This is a genomic window from Acinetobacter sp. PC34, assembly GCF_051789135.1.
In the GTDB taxonomy this organism is placed as follows: domain Bacteria; phylum Pseudomonadota; class Gammaproteobacteria; order Pseudomonadales; family Moraxellaceae; genus Acinetobacter; species Acinetobacter johnsonii.
Genome location: NZ_CP196664.1, coordinates 365,133 through 388,450, shown reverse-complemented (window position 1 = coordinate 388,450; position 23,318 = coordinate 365,133). Strand labels below are relative to the sequence as shown.

The window sequence follows — 23,318 nt, the reverse complement described above, 5'->3', positions numbered from 1 at the left end:
TTTCAACATCGGTTGTTGATCCTTATATATCTTCTTGTCTCACTATCAATAGTGAACATTAGCATTCAAACTAACACATGCTTTACATTGGATATTGAACCCAACATCACCAGATATCCTCACTTCACCCCTGCTGTGTTCTATTACCAATACAACATAGATTCCCAAAATTACTAGCACTCGTTCTTCATGCAAAACAGACGGTTTTCTCTCAGGCAAAAACTCCCAAACATACAATTTTTGGGTATGATGTGGATATAAATTTAGTCGGAAATAGACGCATGGCACAGGTATTATTGGCTCAGCTTGCAGCGGGCGAAGCAAAATTTTCAGATGTATTGGCTTTTATTGAAGCAGCCTATACATATACACCAACCGCATTTAAAAATGGTTTGCAGCACAATGCGGCAACTGAAAACCAAGGCAGCGCAAAAGTGTTTTCGTTTGCACAACTTCAAGGTCTCAATCAAACGCAAACTTTAAGCCTATTTGCAGAACACTATGCTTCTGTTTTAGCCACACCTGATGCAACAGATCATCAAAATATTCGTCAGTTCATGTTGAATGGATGGGATGGTATTGAATTTGATGGTACGGCATTAACTGCAAAATAAAGATAAAAAAACCACGTTCAAGCAACTTGAACGTGGTTTTAAACAAATACAATATTAATTTTATTATCAGACATTTATAAACACTATTAACATTGATACACCTATAAGCATCCACAGATTTGACAAGTAGGTTTCACGTGGAGCAAGACTTCATATGGGTGTTAATCAGCTATAAAACATTAAAACAGCACGCTGAAGTAACTCAGCGCTACTTCCACATTACCCCTTTACCCGTTCGATCCATTGGATTGAGCTGACCCGAAATACTTCACATGCTCCATCGCCCGTATCGGTCGGGGTTAAGGATGAGGTCCAGACCATATCTTTGTCTTTAATTTCAACCAACTCACCTTTTAAACGGACCAAATCACCACGTTTCACGTGTTTAATTTGTTTAGCAATTTCAGGGTTGGCTGGAATGATGTGCATATTTGACACCATTTGCATGGCTTGCTCGGCAGGCACAGGCAAACGATCAATTTTCCAGTTGAGATAACGGTCGTATTGATTCACGGTAATATGGCGTGCAATTTCAGGTTCAGCAAACAAGCCCCAACTCACGGCGTAGTCAATCGGAGAGAATTTAGCTTGTGCATCATCCGAATACATTTTAGAACCTAAAATTCGAAAATCACCTTTAAACGGTTTCAATACCGAAATCGATTGATCTTTAGAGGTCGGCGCTAAACCTTTGGCAATGTTGTAATCTACCGTGGCACTTGCACTGATGGGCAACAGCAAACTGCTGAGTAAACTAAGCAGGATAAATTTAGATTTCATTGCAAACCTCATTCCCATCGACCTAGGAAAATATCAACCAATTTTCATCTTAGTCCAGTTTCCTGAAAAGAAGCTTATGAACTTAGTAACATTGTGAACGAATTATGCAGTCTACTTTTAGCCACAGAACTTTTCAGTTAGGCTAGAGCTGAAGAACAGAGACCCAAAAACAATCATGCTTTATAAATACTATCAACAACACATCTTTCCACATGTCCTGAATCAGGTCATGCAAGTACCAAGCTTAATGGACAAACGCCGCGAACTGCTTTTGCCAATTCAGGGAGAGGTATTAGAAATTGGTTTTGGTACAGGGCTGAATCTACCCTTTTATCAAAATGTCGATACTGTCTTTGCCCTTGAACCCAGTCCTGAAATTTATCATTTAGCTTTAGAGCGAGTACAAGCAGCAGCATTTGAAGTGCATCATGTACAAGCCCGTGCGGAAAAGCTGCCTTTTGCTGACCAGAGCCTTGAGCATGTGGTCAGTACATGGACACTGTGTAGTATTGCTGAGCTAGAACTGGCTTTGGCGGAAATATTACGCGTGCTCAAACCGGGTGGCACCTTACATGTGGTCGAACATGTATTAAATACAAATAACCTTTATATTCAGCGTCTACAACACTTACTCACACCTGTACAAAAACGTTTAGCCGATGGTTGCCATCTCAATCGAAACATTGAACAGGCCTTAAAAGCAACAGGTTTTAATTTGATAGAACAACACTACTTTTATGCCGAAGGTATTCCAAAACTCGGACAACTGATGTTTTTTGCACGTGCTCAAAAGCTACATTCAAGCGATGGGTCATGATAGTCATGTAGAAGACATCTGCTCTATATCAAGCAAGATGCTTTCATGGGTAGACATTATCAAGCTTATTCAATCGTATCGAAGTCGATGCGGACCGTTTCAAAACGAACCCGCCCTGCTTGAATCGCTTGTGCAATGGCAACTTGTCCTTTGGTTAACCTCGCCCCACCGCTTTTAATATCAATGAGAACAATTTCAATATCTTCTGCTCTCCCCTCACCATCACGCAGGTCGGTATAACCATCAAAGACCACATAGTCGACAGGATCACCCAAAAACTTGGCATCGCTGGGTAAGTATTCAAACTGCGGCATAATCGGTGCCAGTTGCTCCGCCATTTTACCTTTGAGCACTGCACGACTGGTATTGACACTGCGCTTTTGTGCTTGAGCCAAAGCCTGCTGATGCTCTAGTTCTAATTCGGCAATGTAGCGCTCATATTCTGCTTTGATGCGTCCATTTCGGCTGTGACTTAAAATAAGGGTGGTCAATACCACACCAATTGCTGCACCGATCAACATTGCCATCCATATGGACATGGTTCTTTCCTAATTTTGTGCTACAGGTAGCAAGATTTAAACTTACAACTTTGGTTTGGTGTCATATGCGACACACAAAAGAATGATATGCTAGGGGTGAGCAGAATAAAATCATTTAAGGTCATGAAAACGATATTAATCGCCAACCAAAAAGGTGGCTGTGGCAAAACGATAACCGCAATCAATCTAGCTTCGGCACTCGCACAAAAAGGTTATAAAGTGGCTTTGGCCGATGCCGATAATCAAAAATCTGCTCGTCAGTGGTTAAAACAGCGTCCAGAGCAAGTGGTGCATATTCAAAGTTTAGATTGGCGCCATGAGAAATCGATTGGTGAAGTACCTAAAAACATTGAATATTTAATTATCGATGCGCCGGGTGCGCTGTCTGGTGAACATGCTGAACAACTGGTCAGTGAAGCACACGCGATTGTGACCCCACTACAACCCTCGTTTTTTGATATTGACAGTACCCGTCGTTTTTTAAAGCATTTACAAGACATTAAACGTATTCGTAAAGGCAAAGTGCAAATTTTGCTTTTGGCCAATCGGGTCAAAGCCAACAGCGCCAGTGCCAAAGACATCCAAGATTTTTTTGCGAAAATTGAACAACAACCTGTAGCATGGATTTCAGAACGTACTGCGTATGGCCAATTGGCAATGCAAGGTTTAAGTATATTTGATAAAACACAAAAGAATTACCTCTCCATTCAAAGCCAATGGCAACCGCTGCTGAACGCCATTGTCGATGACCCAAGTGCTTGGTTCTAAAATATTTTGCTATAGATAAAATGGGGCTATTCCCTATTTATAGTCGGTTATTCACGAGAACTTACCAAGGGTACGTTCTCGTGCGCATTTTTTTCAGTTAATATGACTTTGACCTTAGAGATATAGCAGTGAATACCGTGCAACGATACGCACCAGCCTTACAAAAAGTATTGTTATTTGGACTGATTTTTATTCTGTTCTATTTGAGCTTTCAAGTCCTGAAATACTTTATTGTACCTGTGCTTTGGGCTGCGATTATTGCCTACATCACATGGCCTCTATATCACTCAGTGCAGAAACTCTGTGGACCGCGTCCAACCTTAAGCGCCACCATCATGATCAGTATGGTGGTGTTAGTTGTCGGCATCCCGCTGACCTTTGCCATCTTTATGCTGCAGCATGAGGGCCGTAATCTGTTTTATGAACTGCAAAGACAAGTGTTCTCAGGTCATTTAGATGTACCTCAATTTATTCGGGACTTGCCCATTATTGGTAAAGAAGTCACCCGTACTTTAAAAGAAATCAACACCGATCCGAACAGTATTGTACAAAATGTCTCAGGCTGGTTTCAAAGCCACTTAAATTATGGTCGTTTGGTGCTGAGTGAAATCAGTAAAAATATTTTTAAACTCTGTTTTGCGGTGATGTCGTTATTCTTCTTCTATCGTGACGGACAAACCATTTTAAATCAGGTCAGTAAAGCGCTGGAAATGGTAATTGGCCCACGTATCCACCACTATTTAGACACCATTTCAGAAACAACGCGTGCTGTGGTCTATGGAGTTGGCCTAACTGCAATTGCGCAAGCACTCTTGGCAGGCCTGAGCTATTTTGTTGCTGGTGTCCCAAACCCAATGGTACTGACCATTGTGACCTTTATCTTTGCACTCATTCCTTTTGGCCCACCTGTGGCATATAGCGCCGTGTCTTTATGGTTATTCTCTCAAGGGCAGACTATTGAAGCGATTGGAGTGATGGTATGGGGGGTTTGTGTGGTCAGCACAGCAGACAATGTGATTCGCCCATTGGTGATCTCAGGTGCAACGCAAATTCCATTCTTACTCATCATGTTTGGTGTATTGGGTGGTTTAGCCAGCTTTGGTATGGTCGGCTTATTTGTCGGCCCCGTGATTCTAGCGGTACTGTTAGCCATTTGGCGCGAATGGCTACATGAACAAGTCAATGAACCCCTAATGATGCCGAAAGCGACATTGGCTTATGATCCACCTGAAGAGCCTTTAGATACGCCCAAAAAATAAGTTCAGTGAAATGACTTGAGCGCATGCTTTCCTCGAAAGTATGCTTTTTTTTATGTCAGATACAAAAACGCTGTACGGACAACATTGAACCGAAGCCTTGGCTTTGTTTGAATGGTTCTGAATTTTAAGGAAAAAAGGATCCAAAATGTTGTCTTCTGCTTTCAAACTAAGCGCACTTGTGATTTTAATCGGTTTAGGGACTGTGGCATGTACCACTACACCCACTGAAACCAATACGATGGTCAAAGACGTCGATGTACACGCTGTTTCTACTGCAGGTGTAGGACAAAAAATTGGCACCATTCGTTTTATTGATAGCCCTGTTGGTTTAGCGATTCAAACCAATTTGACTCAACTTCCACCCGGCCCACACGGTTTTCATATCCATGAAAAAGGTTCGTGTGATGTGGCTGAAAAAGAAGGAAAACCTGTGGCTGCTTTAGCGGCTGGGGGACACTTTAACCCAGAAAAAGCACCAAACCACGGCACACCACTGAATGGCCATATGGGTGATTTACCGATCTTGAATGTCGACTCGGCAGGTAATGCAAAAGTCAATTTACTCGCTCCTCGCTTAAGTTTAGCTGACGTTGAGGGCTTAGCGGTGATGGTACATGCAGGTGGTGATAACTATTCAGACACCCCTAAACCACTTGGCGGTGGCGGTGACCGTATCGCGTGTGGCGTGATTAAATAAGGCTATCGCCTTTGCACTGTGAATAAAGCAGTGTTTTCCCCTCGCACCTGTGGATAAGTTTCGACTTATACACACAATGCAGCGGAGCCATGCTCTGCTGCATTTTTATTGTCATAGGTGAATTTTTCATGCAAAGGACCACAGCATTAAATTGACAGTGCCCTGAAAAAAGTTCAGGCTAAAACCAAAATAAAACTAAGCCTAGACTATTACATCGTGAACAATTTTCGTCAGTGGTTTCAGTCCTTTCAGTCCAATGCAATTTTTATGTATTGCTTGCAAATTTTGATTGTGCTGAGTGGTACAACCTTAGGTTTATATTTCTTAGGACTGCAACAGCTCATCGTTCCGACCACATTAGGTGCAATTGCAACAGCCCTGACCGACTTCGACGATAGGCTCAGTATTCGTCTCAGAAACCTTGCCTATGTCTGTGTCTTGTTCTTTAGCGTCAGTAGCATCTTAGATTTTTTGCATCCTTATAAATTCTTCTTCATCTTATATTTATCACTGTCTAGTGCTTGTTTTATTTTACTGGGGGCACTGGGGCAACGCTATGCAGCGATGAGCTTTGGCACCATTCTACTTTCCCTATACAGTATGTTTGGCCTAGGTGAATATTCGGTTTGGTACTTTCAACCCAGTTGTTTTGTCTTGGGAGCATTATGGTATGGCTGTACCGCCATTGTGTTTTATATCCTTAAACCCACCTTGGCCGTTCAGGACAACTTAGCCCGCTGTTTTAATCAAGTTGCCGATTTGCTCAACGCAAAAGCACGTCTATTCGACCCAGACAATCGAGACAATGTAGAAGCGCTGCTCTACGATTTATCCCTACAAAACAGTACTGTGGTGCAAAGTTTTAACCACACTAAAAGTTCACTACTGACGCGACTAAAAGCGTCTCGCGCCAACCAAAATACGATTTATTGGCTCAATCTCTACTTTCTCGTTCAAGACATTCATGAACAAGCCAGCTCTAATTATTTGCACTATGAGCAGTTACATCAAAACTTTAGCCGAACTGATCTCATTTTTCGTATTCAAAAAAATATTCGACTGCAAGCCCTTGCCTGTCAGGCTTTGGCACGGTGTATTTTGAACAATCAAACCTATGTATCAGATCCAACGACCACTCAGGCGTTGCTGAATTTACACAGTTCCATGCAGGACTGGATTCGAGATCATCCACACAATATTGAAGTCAAAAATCTACAACTGATTTTAAATAATTTGGACAGTGTTCATGAACATTTTCAGCACCTCAACGAACTACAATCGCGCCAAGAACAGCGTTATCAACAGCATATTGATAACCTCAACTTATATGATGATGATATCCATGATTGGCATGATCTGTGGCTCAAACTCAGTCAACATCTCACCCCCCAATCCGCACTGTTTCGCCATGCTGTACGCATCGCCTTTGTCTTTACTGTAGGTTATGGCATCTCACTTCTGCCCTTTGCGCAACATGGCTATTGGATTTTGCTCACCAGTTTATTTGTTTGCCAAATGCGTTATTTCGCCACCAAAAGCCGCTTAAAAATGCGAACCTTGGGCACTATTTTGGGCGTTGTTTTAGGGGTTCCGCTGCTGTATTTTGTGCCGAGTATTGAAGGACAACTGCTACTAACCATTATTTTTGGCGTGTGTTTTTTCTATCTCAGTTCCAAGAAATATGCCATGGCGACCCTGATGGCAACACTCATGGTGCTGCTGATTTTTAATTTAAAAGGTGCAGGCTATGCCATTATTTTACCGCGAATTATAGACACCCTCATTGGTTGTGCCATTGCTTGGTTCGCAGTGAGTTTTATTTGGCCGGATTGGGACTTCCGCAATATTTCCAACACCATTAAAAAAGCATCAGATGCAACCCTCAACTATTTCAATGCCATTTGTGAACAGTACCAACAGGGCAAAAATAATAGTCTGAGTTACCGCAGTGCGCGTCGTACTGCGCATAATGCTCAAACTGAACTTGCAAGCATGATTTCTAGTCTCAGTACCGAGCCCAATCCCAACCCAGAACTGGTACATCATGCTTTTCGCTACTTGGTATATAGCCACAGTCAACTCAGTTATATTTCTGCTTTGGGAAGTCACCGAGAATTGGTGCAGGATACACAAGTGCTGGAACTCATGCTGTGGTGTCAAAATACGCTAAATCATGTACTGCTCCATCAGCAGGCATTAGCTGAACTCGACATCCAGCAAAAACTGGCAGAGATTAAAAGCCTAAATGCGCAAGAAACAATGAGTCCGAATTTACACTTGGTCCTCAAACAAATCAGTCTACTACTGGAAACTCTGCCCGAATTGCTGAAGTTAAAAACTGAACTGCTGGCCCGAGACATTAAATAAAACGGACGACACAACGAAGATCTTTAAAAGCGTCATGATGTACGAGTGTATTGTGGTTCATTTTTATCTGGTTCTTGCGTACACTCGAGCTTCATTCTCATAGATTTTTTGACCATGAACATTCAGACATTACGTGTTGTAGGATTTTTAGAAGGGATTTCTTTTTTACTGTTGTTATTCGTTGCGATGCCAATGAAATACATCTTTGATAACCCGATCCTAGTCAAATACGTGGGTATGGGGCATGGCGTATTATTTATCTTGTTTCTCATCGTGCTGTTTGTGGTCTGTGAAAAGCAAAAATGGTCTTTGAAGATGTTTATTTTAGGTTTGATCGCGTCCATTCTACCCTTTGGGCCTTTTGTGTTTGATGCCAAAATTAAAAAATTAGAACCTGAGCAAGCCGAAGCCTAAGTTTAAAAAAACTGACTTTAAAACGGATTTTTTAAAGCCGTAATAAAAAAGCGCCCATTCAAATGAATGCGCGCTTTTTAATGATGTGAACTTCGCTGAATCCAGCAAATAAAATCTTAGTAAACACCACTTTCAAGACGTTTTTGCATCACTTTTTTTACGGTCGAGCGTGGAAAGCTAAACCAAAGTGCAATTAAAATGAGGCAGACCAAACTATAGGCCCAGAGGCCAAATGCCACATAAGCCATACGCACCAGTTCAATCACGAAGAAGAACGTAAACATCATCAATACCGAAACGGCTGCGGCAACCGTCCCTTTGGACACTTCCGATGACATCAAAGCAAAGCGATATAACACAGAAAAACTGATACCTTCACCAAAGCTCACCAAAGTCATCCCCACAATCAGTAACGGCAAGAAATAACTTTGGAAAATGGTGCCGAGCACCACCAACAGCGTACCGACGAACATCAAAGGCAAACCGAGTAACACGGTTTTACCCAGTGCCATTTTGTCGATGACTTTAATCAGTACTATGTTGCCCAGAATGAGACCACCCAAGACGGGGAACTGTGCCAAGCCGTATTGCATACTGCTCAAGCCAAGTTCTTCCACCAAAATCACGGGTGACAGCGCAATCCACAGCATCAAAGGCATGGCGACCATCGGTAGGCCAAAGGTGAGCGCCAAAAAGGTCTTATTTTTATAGACCGTTTTATAGTCATCCCAAATATAGCGCAGCGGCTTTTTAGAATGACGTTGTTGTGTCGCAGGCATTTTGGCTTTTAAACCAAACCAACTTAAAAAAGCCAAAAAGGCGATGCCAATAAAGCCCCAATGCCATGACACATGGTCAATCATAAATGCGCCCACTACAGGGCCAAGCAGCGGTGCCAACAAAGAAATATTGGCCATGAGTGCCATGACTTTAATGGCATCACGTTCTTCAAAACTTTCCTGTACTGCGGCATAACCTACCGCAGAAATCATCGACAACCCCACGCCTTGTAAAAAGCGGAGCGCCAAAAAAGACTCAATGTTTTGAGTGAGTAAAATCGCGAGGCAAGTCAGCACGAAAAATGCCACACCTGCGAGCAACACTTTTTTACGGCCTAAACGGTCTGAGAGTGGTCCAAGTAGCCACGCGACACAAGCACCGCCCAGTAAATAAAAGGACATAGAGGATGGTGCCCACGCACTGCTTACCCCAAAGTCTTGGGTAATCGCGAGCATAGCAGGCTGGACTAAATCGTTACCGATATAGACCGAAAATTCGAATAAAACCAATGCCAAAGGAAACATCAATGTGGCACGGCTTAACTTTAAAGTTTGTACGTTTTGCATTGTTATCTACATATAAAATGCGTACACGCTTGAGCGAAGTCCATTAGAGGGAGAGACGACTAAGCCCAATGGCAAGCACTGTAAAATTGAATAAAAATGTAATGGGTGCGAGAAATGCACACTGGTTTTACGCTGTATTCACAAAGCGTTTTTAGAAAAGGTGTTATTAAAATAGACTGAGCGGTGACACCGACAAAGCTCAGTTAAGCTATTTTAGCAGTGTTGCATCTGTTTGTATTGTTACTTTTTTAAGTTTCATCTGTCGCATTTGGTTTTGTATTAGGCGCAATAAAATGCCCTTGTTTTAAGTCCTCATACGCCTGTAAAACTTCGGTGAAGGTGTTCATGACAAAATAGCCACGTCCATAAATGGGTTCATTTAAAGGCTGCCCACTGAGTAATAAAAAAGCGCTGTCTTGTATCGCTTGTATTTCAAGGTGCTCGCCATGATTGGACATGACTGCCATCTGCTGTGCTTCAACAGTTTCTCTGCTATTGAGCTGAAGACGCCCCCTACGGATATACAGCAGTGTCGTCTCACCTTCCAATGCAGGTAAAACTGTTTTCGTACTCGCTATAAGTTGAACATCCAACACGGTCATAGGGCTATGGGTTTGAGCGGGCCCTGTCTGGTTTTCATAAGCCCCTGCAATCACCCTAACTGTTCCTTGAGCTTGCGCCAACTCAACTTCTGGAATAGCTTCATGACTTAAGTGTTGGTAACGTGCAGGATTCATTTTATCTTTGGCAGGCAAATTGACCCACAGCTGGATCATTTCAAATGCCCCGCCTGTTTTGGAAAATGCCTCACTAAACACTTCTTCGTGCAGTACCCCAGCCCCTGCTGTCATCCACTGTACATCCCCTGCGCCAATCACACCTCCACCACCTGTAGAATCCTGATGGGCAAGCTCACCTTGGTAGACAATAGTCACTGTTTCAAAGCCACGATGCGGATGTTCACTCACGCCCTTTTTTAAGCGAGTTGGCTGTAAATAACTCGGGCCTATATGATCCAGCAATAGAAAAGGTGAAACCGAGTTCCCTAGTTCATAGTGTGAAAACACAGAGACGACTGGGGCGAAGTCGCCTACAGCCGTTCGTGTACTTTCTGAGTGAATAAAGACAAGGGTTTTCATGATTTACAATTTTTAGGTATTGTGACCCATATTTTATCAAGAGTTACAACGAGTAACTCTTTTATTATCAGAAGAACTACCTTCATTCTTAGATGAAATAAATAAGTTTGAGAATACAGAAATATATTTATGACCTTTTGCTACATCATGTTCTGAATGAGTTGTTTTCTCTGAAACTATAACTCTAACATTGTTACATGTATTATTGCTTTTAGATGTGCTCATTTTACCCTCCTATCATTTAGCTTGATGCTGTCGCATTGCTAAGAGATAAAGTTCTAATTCCACCCTATCACCAATTTCATCCAACAATGTTGCTATTTGGTTAGCTTCATCTACATTATTTGGCGAACATAAATAAGTGCCATATGTTACTAGAGTGAAAATATAGTTGTAAGTGATTTCTTGAATTTTTATTGTTACTGGTTTGCAATAAATAGAACCTATACAATTCACTTTAACAGAACGCTCAGATTTGTAAAATATTTTCTCTGAGTCTCTCGTACCTTCCTCACTTAAATCAGCAAAAAAAATAGGCTCTCCAGTTTGTAAAGCTTGGGTCGCAACTGATCTGTTCTGCATTAAAACATTAGCATCAGTATGATTTTTTTGCCTATCTAGGGCTTTGTTGCACAAAGATTGGAAATGCAAAGCGCCCCTAATTGAGCTAAATTTAAGGCGTAACTTGGGTAAGTGGTCGACCTAATTCCGTAAATCTGTTAAGGACTGCTACACGTGCATGGATTTCATTCACTTGGCTATCAAAACTCCTTGCACTGAGTTTATCTCCTAATAATTTGATGCAATGCATCTTAGTTTCAACCAAACTTCGCCGATGATAGCCTGACCATTTTTTCCATAGTGTCCTGCCTAAACGTTTAATTGTTCTAAGTAATTCATTTCGCTCTAGCGAGCTACTCTTTGTATCTTTCCATTGTTTCGCATTTTTTCTAGGTGGAATCACCGCATGCCCTTGCCGATCTGCAATGACCTGACGGTATTGCTTGGTGTCATAAGCTCCATCGGTATAAACAGAGTCAATCCGCTCATCTTGTGGAATCTGATTAAGTAAATCACCAAGCACCTGTGAATCACTGACATTATTGGTTGTAAGCTGAACTGCTCGTATTTGTAGGGTTTTAGCATCTATACCAATATGAAGTTTACGCCATTGGCGACGATATTCAGGCCCATGTTTCTTGCGTTTCCATTCGCCCTCACCTAGAAACTTCATGCCTGTAGAGTCCATGAGTAGATGCAGCCCATCGCTACTTTTTTGGTAGCTGATTACAATATCAATATGCTTTTGTCTTCTACAAAGCGTGGTGTAATCTGGAGCTATCCAATTTAATCCGCAAAGTTTAATCAGACTTTGCACAAAGCCAGTGACCATACGTAAAGACAGACGGAATAAGGATTTAATCATTAAGCAGCATTGGATGGCTGCGTCGGAGTAGGTTTGATTTCGCCCTTGTTTGCCTTTTGATGGCGCATACCATTGCGTAGCAGGATCAAACCAAATGGCAATATTTCCGCGACTCATAAGTGCTCGGTTATATGCGGGCCAATTGGTTGTGCGGTAGATTTTGTGTGTAGGCTTCTTCATTTGAAAATTATATCGCTGAAAAAGCCTTTACAGATAGGTTTGTGCAACAAAGCCCCTATCTAGTGTCTCTTCATAAACCCATTCATTAGTATTTGAATTAGAACTTAATATGGTGATTTGCAAATTAGATCGTGGAACACCATAAAATTCAAAAAAGATTATTGCATTCTGCATTATCGATCTTAGTTGTTCTTTTGGATGAGTAATAATTTCAAAGAAATTAGCCCTCTTTCCTATATCCAACTTTGTCACTTTATCGTAAAAGCGAGTTCTTTTCGCTTGTACAATATTTTTTATAAATAATAAAAATTGATTTTGGAGTTTATCGTGAACAGCTTTATTCTTCACATCTTGCCAATCATAATATGCTCTTAGGCTTACACTGATTATAGTAAGTCCCATCAAAATTGAATATATTCTACTGTGTAAAGGCTTATAATCTACGATCCACCCCCAATCATCTCCCCAAATATCCAAAGTTCCATAATATAATCCCAATAAAACAGCAAAGGCTGAACTAAGCCACTTTTGACCAAAAATCTTTTTTAACATCAATACATCCAAGAATTTATTATTCTTTTCACAAACATAATATTACCAATAACCAGTAATACTTTAAAAGTACTTTTATTGAATCAATTTCTTAAATAAGTCACTTTCAACAATCAAAATATTCATTTTTATAAAATCCCAAAAAGCAAAAAAGCGCATCAACCGATACGCTTTTTATGAGGTAGAATCGTCTACATTTCAACCATAAATCAAAGATTTATTATGCACACTTCGCTGTTTGGAAGTTCTTGGTATTTTTACCGCGCGCACATTGGTAAGACGTTTTCGTCGCAGTTTTTTCCCAGTCGCCATCGACCAACTTAAAGTTATATACGGTACGCACCGACTTCACCGAATCATCTAACAACCCTGTTTCAGTCACTTTAACTTCTGCCGCAGTCGGAGACTCAACTGTATTAAAGTACTGACGGATTTCAACCGTAGCCAACTCATTACGCAAATCTGGACGCTCTTTAAGTACCTGAGCCAACGGCGTATCTGACGAACCGACTTTATTCACTAACTCTTTGGTCGTCGCACAACCTGACAATAATCCCACACATACGGCTGATGCTAAAATAAGACGCAACATAAATCCCACCTAAAATTCATTATTTATCAGTCCATCATGCCTTTTTTAGGCCTATTACACTATTTAGTAAATGTAATTCAGTTCCTTCAGCCATAAAAAAGCGCATCACGATGGATGCGCTTTTAAAACCCAATTCGAACTTAAAGGTCGAATAATTTACCTGGGTTCATAATTCCGTTTGGATCGAAAACTTGCTTCAATGCCTTCATATATTCAATTTCTTCCGCCGAACGCGTGTAGTCAAGGTATGGCTTTTTGGTCATGCCCACACCGTGCTCCGCAGAAATTGAACCATCGTATTTTTTCACGGTTTCGAAGACATATTTATTCACCACCTGACATTTAGCAAAGAATTCGTCTTTGCTTAGGTCAGCTGGTTTTAAAATATTTAAGTGTAAATTACCGTCACCAATATGGCCGAACCAGCAGATTTCAAAGTCTGGGTAGTTACTTGCCACAATCGCATCAATTTCTTTAATAAATGCCGGAACGTGGGTAATCAACACTGAAATGTCATTTTTGTATGGTGTAAATGGAGCAATCGACTCAGAAATGTCTTCACGTAAGCGCCATAAGCTTTCCCCTTGATCGAGGCTTTGGCTCAACACGCCATCCAGTACCCAGCCTTGTTCCATGCAGTGCTCAAAAATTTCCATCGCCTTATCCATAATTGGCTCAAATGGCGCTTCAAATTCTAACAATACATAGAATGGACATTCAGTTTCAAATGGACGTTGTACATGACCATGTGCCAACACTTTTTGCATTGCAAGTTCACCAAAGAACTCAAATGCAGTCAGGTCAATTTTTGCTTGGAAAGCATGCAGTACAGGCATCACAGCATCAAAGTCAGGCACACCCAACACCATTACTTGAAGGTCTTGCGGTTGGCGTTCCAGTTTGATTTCAGCTTCAGTCACTAAGCCCAGTGTCCCTTCACCACCAATGAATAAATGTTGCAGTGCATAACCAGTCGCGTTTTTGATCATGCCTTTGTTTAGACGCAGCACATCACCCTTACCCGTAACTACAGTTAAACCGAGTACCCAGTTACGCGTCATGCCGTATTTAATGACTTTAATACCGCCTGCATTGGTGCCAATGTTTCCACCAATTTGACTCGAACCCGCAGAAGCAAAATCGACTGGGTAATACATGCCTTGCTCTTCAGCATAGTTTTGCAGCTGTTCAGTCACCACGCCTGCTTGGACTCGAACCATACGGTCTGCTGGGAAGAATTCCAAGATTTGGTTCATCTTGTCCATGCTCACCACAATTTCACCGTTGGCAGCGACTGCACCGGCAGATAAGCCAGTACGACCACCCGATGGTGTAATCGCAACATTAAACTCATTTGCAAGTTTCACAACCGCTTGCACTTGTTCCGTGCTCGATGGAAAAACGATGACTGACGGGTTTGGATCAAAATGTTTGGTATGATCGCGTCCCCAATTTTCAAGGCTATCCGCATCGGTTTTAATGCGGTTTTCACCTACAATTGCTGTCAATTGGGTCAATAACTCTGGGGTTAAAGCGACTGGAGCATTCATCGTTTTCAGACCTTGCAAGAAGTAAACAAGTTGTTTGTGGCACTAGGGTTCTCTGCATGAAAAGCGCTTCATTTCAGTCTTTCCATGCCCTAAAGCTCAGGCAGTTCGTGAGGATTTAAGCAGCAGTGTGCAACTGGCTTATTTTCACGGAGTCATATTATAAGGCATTTTTTCTGTTTCCCGCAGAAAAAGCTGTTTTATTCAGGATACCTTTGAAATGATTAGTTTAATTAGACCAAAAAGACTTTTTTACGCACCATAGAGGCTAAAAATACCCAGCAGAGTCCGCATAAAGGAAATGTATATCGGGCGCGGTACGTGCTATTATATCGCCACTAAATTTGGCCTTTGTAGCGGAGCCGTAATGAGCCAACATCTTTCACTTCCTAAAGATAAAATTCGTTTCTTGTTGTTAGAAGGCGTTCACCAAAACGCAATCGACACACTAAATGCTGCCGGATACACCAACATCGATTATCGTAAAACTGCGCTTGAAGGTGAAGCGTTGAAAGAAGCGATTAAAGATGCACATTTCATTGGTATTCGTTCCCGTACACAACTCACTGAAGAAGTGTTTGAAGCAGCGAATAAATTAATCGCTGTTGGTTGTTTCTGTATTGGTACCAACCAAGTGAACTTAAATGCTGCGATGGTTCGTGGTATTCCAGTATTTAACGCACCATACTCAAATACACGTTCAGTGGCTGAACTTGTACTTGCTGAAGCTATCCTTCTTCTTCGCCGTGTACCTGAAAAATCGACAGATACACATGCAGGCGGTTGGAACAAGTCAGCTGTTGGTTCGTTCGAAACTCGTGGCAAAACTTTAGGGATTGTCGGTTACGGTTCAATCGGTTCACAACTTTCTGTCCTTGCTGAAAGCTTGGGTATGAAAGTGATCTACTTCGACACAGTGACGAAACTACCATTAGGTAATGCACGTCAAGTCGGTAGCTTAAACGAACTTTTAGCCAATGCTGATGTTGTTTCTTTGCATGTACCTGATGTTCCGTCTACACGTAACTTCATGACCAAAGAAAAATTTGCACAAATGAAAGAAGGTGCAATCTTCATCAATGCTGCACGTGGTACATGTGTCGTGATTGAAGACTTAGCAGATGCCTTGAAATCAGGTCATGTTGCTGGTGCTGCGGTTGACGTTTTCCCGAAAGAGCCAAAAGCCAATGGTGAAGAATTCATTTCTCCACTACGTAACATTCCAAACGTGATCTTAACTCCTCACGTGGGTGGTTCGACTATGGAAGCGCAAGCGAACATTGGTTTAGAAGTGGCTGAGAAATTCGTTTCATATTCAGATAAAGGGATGACTTTATCTGCGGTGAACTTCCCAGAAATCGCGTTACCGTTGACCGAAGGCAAACACCGTTTACTTCACATCCACAAAAACGTGCCAGGCGTGTTGTCAAAAATCAACAACTTGTTTGCTGAACACGGCATCAACATCTCAGGTCAATCTTTAATGACCAAAGGTGATGTTGGTTACTTAGTGATGGATGTAGACGCAACAGCATCTCAAGAAGCTTTAGATACTCTACAAGACGTTGAAGGCACAATCCGCGTTCGCGTATTGTTCTAATTCGACTCTATTTAAAAACCACAGCTGCCAAGCTGTGGTTTTTTTATTTTTGAATACTTGTTAAAGTTTTATGTGCGACCCAAGCACATTCTCCGCTACTTTTCGCAAGTATTCACTTCCCTATCTAGTATTCTAATAATGCCAAATCTAAAAAGTACTCCCCACCTCCAAGCAACCTTTTTATTGCTGATTGCAATGCTTAGCTTGCAAAGTAGTGGTTCATTGGCCAAAGTGCTGTTCGATCAATTTCCCATTTTAACCGTTTCCGCCATGCGCTTGCTGTTGGGATCAATCATTTTGGCCGTGCTGTTTAAAATTTGGCAGGTTGACTTTAAGCAAGTCAAATATAAAGCCATTCTCAGCTATGGTTTTGCTTTGGCAGGCATGAACCTATTGTTTTATTTATCCATTGCTCGCCTGCCGCTTGGCATTGCAGTGTCGTTTGAGTTTATTGGCCCGCTCAGTGTTGCTCTGTTTTATGCCAAACAACGCTTTGACTTTGTTTGGGTCGGGCTGGCTATTTTAGGCTTGGTTTTGCTGTTTCCATTCGACCAAGCCGCTCAACCTTTAGATCCTCTTGGGATTGCATTTGCACTAGGTGCAGGTGCATGTTGGGCCTTGTATATCGTGGCGGGGCAGCGCCCATCGGGTGTTTCGGGCAATCATACCGTGTGCTTAGGTATGTTTGTCGGTATGCTTATTTTAATGCCGCTCGCCCTATTCAGTGGTTTACCCACAAATGTGTTTGAACCCTCAAACCTGATCTATTTCGTAGCTTTGGCAGTTTTGGCCAGCGCTTTGCCTTTTAGCTTGGAAATGATTGCGCTACGCAATTTAACCGCTTTAAGTTTTGGGACGCTCATGAGTCTTGAACCTGCTATCGCAGCATTATCCGGTTTTGTCTTTCTAGGCGAGCAACTATTGTGGTCACAGTGGCTTGCGCTCAGCGTGATTATCATGGCGTCTATTGGTTGTACCTATACAGCCCAAAAAAACCGCCAAGCTGCAGTTTAAACGATGTAATCCAGAGTTTGAATTTAGGGTGGTGTTTCAAAAAATCAGCTTATTCAGCATCCAACTTGGGTGCTGAATCGTTATACTAATCCACCTTCTTAAAATAACAGGTCGCCATGACCTGATGTGTGCATGATGCCTAATTCTCAACTGATGGCAGTGATGTTCATGGTCTTGTCCATGCTGTCCTATCAAATCAGTGCTTCTTTTGCCAAGCAGTTGATTGCCATCCTTGACCCGCTAACCGTGGTGACCCTTAGACTGTGCTTTGCGGCAATTTTAATTGTGCTGATGTTCCGCTCATGGAGCATCATCAAACGCCTACCGCGTTTAAAGTGGAAAGATTTACTCAGTTATACAGCAGCTTTATGCCTCATGAATATTTTATTCTACGCTTCGCTGGGTAAACTACCGCAAGGTATTGCCGTCGGTTTAGAGTTTTTAGGCCCTTTAACTTTAGCGCTACTCTCGATTAAACAACGTCGTGATTATATTTGGGTCGGATTAGCGATTTTAGGCATTGCACTGATGGTGCCGTGGCATCAAGCCAATGCAACCAACTTCTCTTTCTTAGGTGCTGCATTTGCGGTTTCAGCGGGTGCTTGCTGGGCGCTGTATATTTATTTTGGGCAAAAAGTCGTCCGTCAAAATATCGGCATGCATGCCCTCAGTATTGCTATTGTGATCTCAGCCTTGGTGCTACTGCCCATTAGCGCCACGCATAACCCTACAGCGCTAATGCAAACGGAATACTGGCCCAAAGCCTTATTGATTGCACTACTCGCCACAACCATTCCGTATGCTCTAGACCTGATGGCTTTAAAACGTTTGAGTAAACTTAGCTATGGGACGCTTTCAAGTTTATCACCGGCTTTAGCAGCCTTGGCAGGTTGGTTACTACTAAAAGAGCAAATTAGTATGTGGCAAACGTTGGCGTTGGTTTGCATTATGATTGCCTCTGTTGGTGTTACCTTTAGAGCCAAACCACAAAGTGATGACGCGCTTTAAATCACAAAAGATGGCACTCGCCATCTTTTGTTTAAAATGGACTTAAACCAAACTGTCTTTTTCAATTTTTTTGTACTTTTTGTATTCCTTCTGATACTGATTGGCGAGTGCAGTCTTTTGAGCATCAAGTAAAATTTTTCCTGCTTGCTGAAAAAAACCATGCTCCTCTTCTTGTAAGTGATGATGTACGGTTTCCGATAATTTTTTTGCAATTGCCAACCAGCCCGGATTTGAGAATTCCGTCTCCGTCAACTGTTCCAATAACTCATCCATTTTATGGTGTTCTGCCAAAGCATGGCGGGTAATGTTGAGGCCCGAATCAGTCATCATTAACGGGATATAAAAATAACGGTCTTCTGCCACAGCATGGGCAAATAATTCATTTTTAAGGCGTTCAAATAGCTCACGGCGCTCAGGCGTATCCCCTGAAGTTTGGAGTAGTCGTTCAGCCAAATTTCGTTGTATAACGTGACTTTCTCTTAAGGCTTCAAATATATTCATTCTATGCTCCAGTTCCGTTCAGCTTAAAACATCATTTTTATTGAAAAGCTTCTTGGCACAGCATTAAGTGCGCTGTATTTATCTTAAATGCAATAAACGAGAAATGAGGTCACAGACTACGCGTTTTTTGTAATGAAGTTTTAAAGCTATCTCACCATTACATCAAAAACATTTGATAACTCAATCTTACGATCAGAATTGTCACCAAAATAAGAAACGCAGATTCAAATCCCAAGTGCGACACATTTGTAGTTAGTTGAAAAAGTTAGGTGTATTCGTAGAATCATTGGACTTTTTCAACTCGCAATTGGAAAGCACACAATGAAGAAATACACCCAACTTTCTCAAGATGAAAGATACGAAATTTATGCTACTTTGAAAAGTAAAAGTTCAATCGCTACCCTTGCTCGGGAGTTAGGGCGTTCACGATCAACCATCTACCGTGAATTAAAAAGAAATACTGGACAACGTGGATATAGAGCTCAACAGGCAGCTAAATTTGCAAGTCAAAGACGGTACCGTCCTTCATCACCCATGACAGCGTTTGCCTTCGCTTATATTGATTATTTGATTGGCTTGGACTGGTCACCAGAACAAATTTCAGGTGCTTTAACACAACGCTGTTGGCTGGATGTACCTTCACATGAGTGGATTTACCAGTACATTTATCAAGATAAATCAAAAGGCGGTAAACTCCATCTACACTTAAGGCATCAGAAGAAATATCGAAAACGAGGTTACAAAAACACGGATCGTAGGGGTCAAATCATTGATAAAACAAGTATTCATTGCCGAGACCAGGTCATTGATCAACGACAACGTTTAGGAGATTTCGAAGGTGACACGGTGATTGGTAAACATCATAAAGGTGCTTTATTAACTCTCGTTGATCGAAAGAGCCTGTACGTACATATTGTTCATTTAGGGTCAACGAGAGCATCCTCTCAAACGATTACTTGTGCATTAGATCGTTTACAGATGAGCCATGCTTATAGTGTGACATTTGATAATGGCAAGGAATTTTCCGAACACAAAAGAATTACTGATGCTGGCATAGATACGTATTTTGCTGATCCTTACAAGTCTATTCAGCGAGCTAGAAATGAAAATACGAATGGTTTAATCCGGCAATATCTGCCAAAATCGTCATCGTTTGATGACGTGTCAAACGAACAAATAGAGCAGATAGAATTTGCACTCAACCATCGTCCTAGAAAAACACTAGGTTGGCATACACCGAGTGAAGTTATGGCTGGTTTTTATACTGTTGCACTTGCCGCTTGAATCCGCCAAATAAAATACGAATAAAGCCGCTGCCATATTTCAGCGCCATTTTTACCCCACAAATAGACCCGATCATATTTGCGACGGCCATCATGCCTCCTAAAGCAAAGAGCACATGCCCCGAGGGAATGAAAAAGCTTAGCGCTGCAAGATTGGTCATCACATTGCCAATTTTAGCCAATGCCGCCGCATGCAAAAAATCAACGCGTAAATAGCGAATAAAATAGAAAATAAAGAAACTGCCCGTACCTGGGCCAAACAAACCATCATAAAAGCCAATGGCTAAACTCCCGATTCCCGCCAACAGCAAAATTTTAGGCGTCACACGCTGTGCCATATGCACTTGCCCAAATTGCTTCTTCATGAGGGTATAGACCGCCATCACAACCAACATGACCAAGACAAAGGGTTGAAGGACTTCTTTTGGAATCATGGCCACACTGGCTGCGCCCCCAAATGAACTGATGGTGGCACACACTGCAACCACAGCCAAAAGTTTCCATTCAAAGCGCACTTTTCGGGCAAAGGAAACGGCGGAAGTAGCTGTACCCACCACTGCCGCTAATTTGTTGGTACCAAATAAAGTGGCAGGTGCCATCGACGGAAATGCATTCATCAAAGCGGGAATTTGGATCAGTCCACCACCACCAACGGCGGCGTCAATTGCGCCTGCACAAAAGGCAAAAAAGATCAGACTGATAATAATGTCGATGTCCACGCCTTATCCTTTTTTTACCGAGTGATATATTTCGATTATAGATTTAAAACCCGCTTTGGAACCAATCTTTTCTTATCGGTAATTTCAGCCAAGCCTAAGCATTTTTCCCCATCGAAAACCAAGACCTCTGCTTCCGCTATATGCTCAATATTACTTTCCATACCGCGACTAAAGTATTCACTGCGCCCTTCTGGAACTTGTACTTTAGGAAAATGATCTACAGGTGCATACACAGGTAACAACAGTGCTTCGCGCTCTTGTTCCGACAAACTTTCCAAATACTCAATGGTATAACTTGGAATCAGATCAAAATGACCCGTTTTAATGCGGTGTAAATAAGTCAAATGACCATAAGTACCCAATGCCTTCGCAATATCTTCACCTAAAACACGAATATATGTGCCTTTCGAGCAGGTAATATCAAGGGTGACACTGTTTGCTGTGAATGAAAGCAGCTCAATCGCAGAGATGGTAATCGGGCGTGCTTCACGCTCAATCTCAATCCCTTTACGGGCTAACTCATATAAAGGACGGCCATCTTTCTTCAAAGCGGAATACATCGGCGGCACTTGCTGAATATCACCCATAAACTGAGCCAAAATGGGTTGAATCAACTCTTCGGTTAACTCAGGTACAGCCTGCTCTAACAACCGTTCGCCTTCTACATCACCTGTGGTGGTACTGTGCCCCAGCTGAATGGTGGTTTGATAACGCTTCACCGAGTCCAACAAAAAGTGCGAAAACTTGGTCGCTTCGCCCAAACAAATCGGCAGCAGTCCCGATGCCAATGGATCAAGCGCTCCTGTATGCCCCGCCTTTTGCGCACGGTATAACCAGCGCACTTTTTGCAATGCCGCATTTGAACTGATCCCCAATGGCTTATTCAATAAAAATACACCATTCACTGCACGGCGCTGGATTTTTGAAGCAGATGATTTCATAACATAGACACGTCTTAAAGCTGCCGCAATACTATCAACCGCTTGTCTAGTTTTACAACTTTTCTGTTGTTTATTTACCCTTTTGTTTCAGAATAAATCGAGTTCAGTCATATGAACCAAATAAAAAATACAATAGGGATGTTAGGCATAGGATATGCAAAAAAAGAAATTATGGCTCATTTTCGCCGTGATCATCGTTGTCATTCTTGGTTTTCTCATTTGGCTCGCACCCAATGCAACTGTTGGCTCCAAACAAGGGCCGATTAGCTCTAGTGCTCAAAATACGACAGGCTTATTACCCGCAGCGTCAGACTCGCCAAACGCATCGGGGCTGCCTTTTGTCAGTAACAGCCAACAGGACACCGAAGTCAACTGCCAACTGGTGCTCGACCAAGGTAATCGCTTAGTTGTCAATGAACAGACTCGTAATTGTTTTGAATATTTTATTACCCAATATGGTGAAAAAAATATTGACCAGATCAAGCAAGATTTTAAAGCCTATATCCAGCAAGGTTATCAAGAACCTGCGCTTAAGCAAATTTTAGATCTTTGGACTCGTTATTTAGATTATCGTGTGCAATTGGGTAGTCTGAAGGAGCCAAACCTAAATAAAGAAGACCCTGAGTACTATCGTAAAATTTTTACTTTGATGAAAAACCTACGTAGCCAGTTCTTTTCCGACTATGAAATCGAAGGTCTCTTTGGCGCTGAAAATACCTACCATGAATATACCTTAGACCGTATGAGCATCATGGCAGATCAATCCTTAACTGAAGTACAAAAAGCGCAGAAACTGAAAGAGTTGTTTGCTCAACTGCCTGAAGATTGGAAAGAAAACCTAGAACAACTCTCCAAACTCGAAGATCTGCGTAAACTGACCTCAGATATTAAAGCGCGCGGCGGCTCTGCTGAAGAAATTCGCCAAATGCGCCAGAATCTTGTCGGTGCCGAAGCGACCGTACGCCTAGAAAAACTCGACCAAGATCGAAACAATTGGAAATTTCGGGTCAATACTTACTTAGAACAACGCGACAGCATTCTCAACAGCAACATGAGTCAAGACGCGCAGCAGCAAGCTATTCAAAAACTACGTGATCAACAGTTTAATAATTCACAAGAACAACTTCGACTAGGAGCCTTTGAAACCACGCATGACACGGGAGGAAAACTTCCGTTCGCAGATTAAAGCTATACCGTGTTTGACTTTTTCAGGAT

At 42.0% G+C, this 23,318-nt stretch carries 25 protein-coding genes; 12 read left to right on the top strand and 13 right to left on the bottom strand.

What is annotated here, in order from left to right:
- Positions 1-281: 281 nt before the first annotated feature.
- A complete protein-coding gene (locus ACSC9N_RS01840) occupies positions 282-614 on the top strand; it encodes a HopJ type III effector protein (RefSeq protein ID WP_291389283.1) in 333 nt (110 codons plus the stop codon).
- 219 nt (positions 615-833) lie between these two features.
- On the opposite strand, the gene ACSC9N_RS01835 is transcribed toward ACSC9N_RS01840, so the two are convergent.
- The gene (locus ACSC9N_RS01835) at positions 834-1,394 is read right to left on the bottom strand and encodes a hypothetical protein (protein WP_058870379.1); all 561 of its coding nucleotides are present in this window, start codon (positions 1,392-1,394) and stop codon (positions 834-836) included.
- 175 nt (positions 1,395-1,569) lie between these two features.
- Here ACSC9N_RS01835 and ACSC9N_RS01830 point away from each other — a divergent pair, with 175 nt between their 5' ends.
- A complete protein-coding gene (locus ACSC9N_RS01830; protein ID WP_286405423.1) occupies positions 1,570-2,211 on the top strand; it encodes a class I SAM-dependent methyltransferase in 642 nt (213 codons plus the stop codon).
- A 65-nt stretch (positions 2,212-2,276) separates the two neighbouring features.
- Here the strand turns inward: ACSC9N_RS01830 and ACSC9N_RS01825 are convergent, their stop codons facing one another.
- Positions 2,277-2,750: a Holliday junction resolvase-like protein gene (locus tag ACSC9N_RS01825; protein ID WP_004691414.1), complete on the bottom strand. Its 474-nt coding sequence runs from the start codon at positions 2,748-2,750 to the stop codon at positions 2,277-2,279.
- 123 nt (positions 2,751-2,873) lie between these two features.
- Between ACSC9N_RS01825 and ACSC9N_RS01820 the strand changes: the two genes are divergently transcribed.
- The 5 genes from ACSC9N_RS01820 to ACSC9N_RS01800 all read left to right on the top strand — a co-directional run bounded on the left by ACSC9N_RS01820 (position 2,874) and on the right by ACSC9N_RS01800 (position 8,255).
- Positions 2,874-3,518, top strand: a complete 645-nt coding sequence (locus ACSC9N_RS01820; RefSeq protein ID WP_395475049.1) for a ParA family protein — start codon at positions 2,874-2,876, stop codon at positions 3,516-3,518.
- Positions 3,519-3,655: 137 nt separating this feature from the next.
- On the top strand, positions 3,656-4,777 hold the full coding sequence (locus tag ACSC9N_RS01815) for an AI-2E family transporter (protein ID WP_168158788.1): 1,122 nt from the start codon (positions 3,656-3,658) through the stop codon (positions 4,775-4,777).
- Positions 4,778-4,922: 145 nt separating this feature from the next.
- A complete protein-coding gene (sodC, locus tag ACSC9N_RS01810; protein ID WP_395475048.1) occupies positions 4,923-5,474 on the top strand; it encodes a superoxide dismutase [Cu-Zn] SodC in 552 nt (183 codons plus the stop codon).
- Positions 5,475-5,690: 216 nt separating this feature from the next.
- Complete coding sequence (yccS, locus tag ACSC9N_RS01805) at positions 5,691-7,841, top strand: YccS family putative transporter (RefSeq protein WP_125273554.1); 2,151 nt, start codon at positions 5,691-5,693, stop codon at positions 7,839-7,841.
- A 114-nt stretch (positions 7,842-7,955) separates the two neighbouring features.
- Positions 7,956-8,255, top strand: coding sequence for a DUF3817 domain-containing protein (locus ACSC9N_RS01800; RefSeq protein ID WP_004977999.1), 300 nt, complete (start codon positions 7,956-7,958; stop codon positions 8,253-8,255).
- Positions 8,256-8,371: 116 nt separating this feature from the next.
- Here ACSC9N_RS01800 and ACSC9N_RS01795 read toward each other — a convergent pair whose 3' ends face one another.
- The 8 genes from ACSC9N_RS01795 to ACSC9N_RS01760 form a co-directional block, all read right to left on the bottom strand.
- A complete protein-coding gene (locus ACSC9N_RS01795; RefSeq protein WP_087011712.1) occupies positions 8,372-9,601 on the bottom strand; it encodes an MFS transporter in 1,230 nt (409 codons plus the stop codon).
- 248 nt (positions 9,602-9,849) lie between these two features.
- A complete protein-coding gene (locus tag ACSC9N_RS01790; protein WP_325087095.1) occupies positions 9,850-10,740 on the bottom strand; it encodes a pirin family protein in 891 nt (296 codons plus the stop codon).
- Between the two features lie 36 nt (positions 10,741-10,776).
- Positions 10,777-10,965 (bottom strand): hypothetical protein, encoded by a 189-nt coding sequence (locus tag ACSC9N_RS01785; RefSeq protein WP_205667547.1) that lies wholly within the window; start codon positions 10,963-10,965, stop codon positions 10,777-10,779.
- Between the two features lie 12 nt (positions 10,966-10,977).
- Positions 10,978-11,391: a hypothetical protein gene (locus tag ACSC9N_RS01780; protein ID WP_325087094.1), complete on the bottom strand. Its 414-nt coding sequence runs from the start codon at positions 11,389-11,391 to the stop codon at positions 10,978-10,980.
- 22 nt (positions 11,392-11,413) lie between these two features.
- Positions 11,414-12,346, bottom strand: a complete 933-nt coding sequence (locus ACSC9N_RS01775) for an IS5 family transposase (protein ID WP_395477891.1) — start codon at positions 12,344-12,346, stop codon at positions 11,414-11,416.
- 27 nt (positions 12,347-12,373) lie between these two features.
- Entirely contained in the window at positions 12,374-12,898 is a 525-nt protein-coding gene (locus ACSC9N_RS01770) for a hypothetical protein (protein WP_325087186.1), read from the bottom strand.
- Positions 12,899-13,118: 220 nt separating this feature from the next.
- Positions 13,119-13,490, bottom strand: a complete 372-nt coding sequence (locus ACSC9N_RS01765; RefSeq protein WP_078389157.1) for a hypothetical protein — start codon at positions 13,488-13,490, stop codon at positions 13,119-13,121.
- A gap of 140 nt (positions 13,491-13,630) precedes the next feature.
- On the bottom strand, positions 13,631-15,040 hold the full coding sequence (locus ACSC9N_RS01760; protein ID WP_439036107.1) for an FAD-binding oxidoreductase: 1,410 nt from the start codon (positions 15,038-15,040) through the stop codon (positions 13,631-13,633).
- A 364-nt stretch (positions 15,041-15,404) separates the two neighbouring features.
- Here ACSC9N_RS01760 and serA point away from each other — a divergent pair, with 364 nt between their 5' ends.
- From serA to ACSC9N_RS01745, 3 genes are all read left to right on the top strand, one after another.
- On the top strand, positions 15,405-16,637 hold the full coding sequence (gene serA / locus ACSC9N_RS01755; RefSeq protein ID WP_004691438.1) for a phosphoglycerate dehydrogenase: 1,233 nt from the start codon (positions 15,405-15,407) through the stop codon (positions 16,635-16,637).
- A gap of 138 nt (positions 16,638-16,775) precedes the next feature.
- Positions 16,776-17,651 carry an EamA family transporter gene (locus tag ACSC9N_RS01750; RefSeq protein WP_078425491.1) on the top strand — a complete coding sequence of 292 codons (876 nt, stop codon included), beginning with the start codon at positions 16,776-16,778 and terminating at the stop codon, positions 17,649-17,651.
- A 135-nt stretch (positions 17,652-17,786) separates the two neighbouring features.
- Entirely contained in the window at positions 17,787-18,659 is an 873-nt protein-coding gene (locus ACSC9N_RS01745; protein ID WP_395475046.1) for an EamA family transporter, read from the top strand.
- Between the two features lie 42 nt (positions 18,660-18,701).
- Here ACSC9N_RS01745 and ACSC9N_RS01740 read toward each other — a convergent pair whose 3' ends face one another.
- Positions 18,702-19,160 (bottom strand): hemerythrin domain-containing protein, encoded by a 459-nt coding sequence (locus ACSC9N_RS01740; RefSeq protein ID WP_395475045.1) that lies wholly within the window; start codon positions 19,158-19,160, stop codon positions 18,702-18,704.
- 321 nt (positions 19,161-19,481) lie between these two features.
- Between ACSC9N_RS01740 and ACSC9N_RS01735 the strand changes: the two genes are divergently transcribed.
- Entirely contained in the window at positions 19,482-20,444 is a 963-nt protein-coding gene (locus ACSC9N_RS01735; protein ID WP_005401265.1) for an IS30 family transposase, read from the top strand.
- Here ACSC9N_RS01735 and ACSC9N_RS01730 read toward each other — a convergent pair.
- Together ACSC9N_RS01730 and truB are read right to left on the bottom strand one after the other, a co-directional pair.
- On the bottom strand, positions 20,407-21,162 hold the full coding sequence (locus ACSC9N_RS01730; RefSeq protein ID WP_395475044.1) for a sulfite exporter TauE/SafE family protein: 756 nt from the start codon (positions 21,160-21,162) through the stop codon (positions 20,407-20,409). The two genes, ACSC9N_RS01735 and ACSC9N_RS01730, sit on opposite strands and share 38 nt — an antisense overlap.
- A 35-nt stretch (positions 21,163-21,197) precedes the next feature.
- Complete coding sequence (gene truB, locus ACSC9N_RS01725) at positions 21,198-22,103, bottom strand: tRNA pseudouridine(55) synthase TruB (protein WP_395475043.1); 906 nt, start codon at positions 22,101-22,103, stop codon at positions 21,198-21,200.
- A 154-nt stretch (positions 22,104-22,257) separates the two neighbouring features.
- Here truB and ACSC9N_RS01720 point away from each other — a divergent pair, with 154 nt between their 5' ends.
- Entirely contained in the window at positions 22,258-23,289 is a 1,032-nt protein-coding gene (locus ACSC9N_RS01720; protein WP_395475042.1) for a lipase secretion chaperone, read from the top strand.
- Positions 23,290-23,318: the final 29 nt, after the last annotated feature.

Bases quoted from the DNA above. Each gene is read 5' to 3' on its own strand.
- ACSC9N_RS01720 (WP_395475042.1), top strand. From the start codon at position 22,258: ATGCAAAAAAAGAAATTATGGCTCATTTTCGCCGTGATCATCGTTGTC.
- ACSC9N_RS01735 (WP_005401265.1), top strand. From the start codon at position 19,482: ATGAAGAAATACACCCAACTTTCTCAAGATGAAAGATACGAAATTTAT.
- ACSC9N_RS01825 (WP_004691414.1), bottom strand. From the start codon at position 2,750: ATGTCCATATGGATGGCAATGTTGATCGGTGCAGCAATTGGTGTGGTA.
- ACSC9N_RS01795 (WP_087011712.1), bottom strand. From the start codon at position 9,601: ATGCAAAACGTACAAACTTTAAAGTTAAGCCGTGCCACATTGATGTTT.
- ACSC9N_RS01835 (WP_058870379.1), bottom strand. From the start codon at position 1,394: ATGAAATCTAAATTTATCCTGCTTAGTTTACTCAGCAGTTTGCTGTTG.
- ACSC9N_RS01750 (WP_078425491.1), top strand. From the start codon at position 16,776: ATGCCAAATCTAAAAAGTACTCCCCACCTCCAAGCAACCTTTTTATTG.
- ACSC9N_RS01830 (WP_286405423.1), top strand. From the start codon at position 1,570: ATGCTTTATAAATACTATCAACAACACATCTTTCCACATGTCCTGAAT.
- ACSC9N_RS01800 (WP_004977999.1), top strand. From the start codon at position 7,956: ATGAACATTCAGACATTACGTGTTGTAGGATTTTTAGAAGGGATTTCT.
- ACSC9N_RS01760 (WP_439036107.1), bottom strand. From the start codon at position 15,040: ATGAATGCTCCAGTCGCTTTAACCCCAGAGTTATTGACCCAATTGACA.
- sodC (WP_395475048.1), top strand. From the start codon at position 4,923: ATGTTGTCTTCTGCTTTCAAACTAAGCGCACTTGTGATTTTAATCGGT.
- serA (WP_004691438.1), top strand. From the start codon at position 15,405: ATGAGCCAACATCTTTCACTTCCTAAAGATAAAATTCGTTTCTTGTTG.
- ACSC9N_RS01740 (WP_395475045.1), bottom strand. From the start codon at position 19,160: ATGAATATATTTGAAGCCTTAAGAGAAAGTCACGTTATACAACGAAAT.
- ACSC9N_RS01765 (WP_078389157.1), bottom strand. From the start codon at position 13,490: ATGTTGCGTCTTATTTTAGCATCAGCCGTATGTGTGGGATTATTGTCA.
- ACSC9N_RS01820 (WP_395475049.1), top strand. From the start codon at position 2,874: ATGAAAACGATATTAATCGCCAACCAAAAAGGTGGCTGTGGCAAAACG.
- ACSC9N_RS01745 (WP_395475046.1), top strand. From the start codon at position 17,787: ATGCCTAATTCTCAACTGATGGCAGTGATGTTCATGGTCTTGTCCATG.
- ACSC9N_RS01775 (WP_395477891.1), bottom strand. From the start codon at position 12,346: ATGAAGAAGCCTACACACAAAATCTACCGCACAACCAATTGGCCCGCA.
- ACSC9N_RS01770 (WP_325087186.1), bottom strand. From the start codon at position 12,898: ATGTTAAAAAAGATTTTTGGTCAAAAGTGGCTTAGTTCAGCCTTTGCT.
- ACSC9N_RS01785 (WP_205667547.1), bottom strand. From the start codon at position 10,965: ATGAGCACATCTAAAAGCAATAATACATGTAACAATGTTAGAGTTATA.
- ACSC9N_RS01790 (WP_325087095.1), bottom strand. From the start codon at position 10,740: ATGAAAACCCTTGTCTTTATTCACTCAGAAAGTACACGAACGGCTGTA.
- ACSC9N_RS01840 (WP_291389283.1), top strand. From the start codon at position 282: ATGGCACAGGTATTATTGGCTCAGCTTGCAGCGGGCGAAGCAAAATTT.
- truB (WP_395475043.1), bottom strand. From the start codon at position 22,103: ATGAAATCATCTGCTTCAAAAATCCAGCGCCGTGCAGTGAATGGTGTA.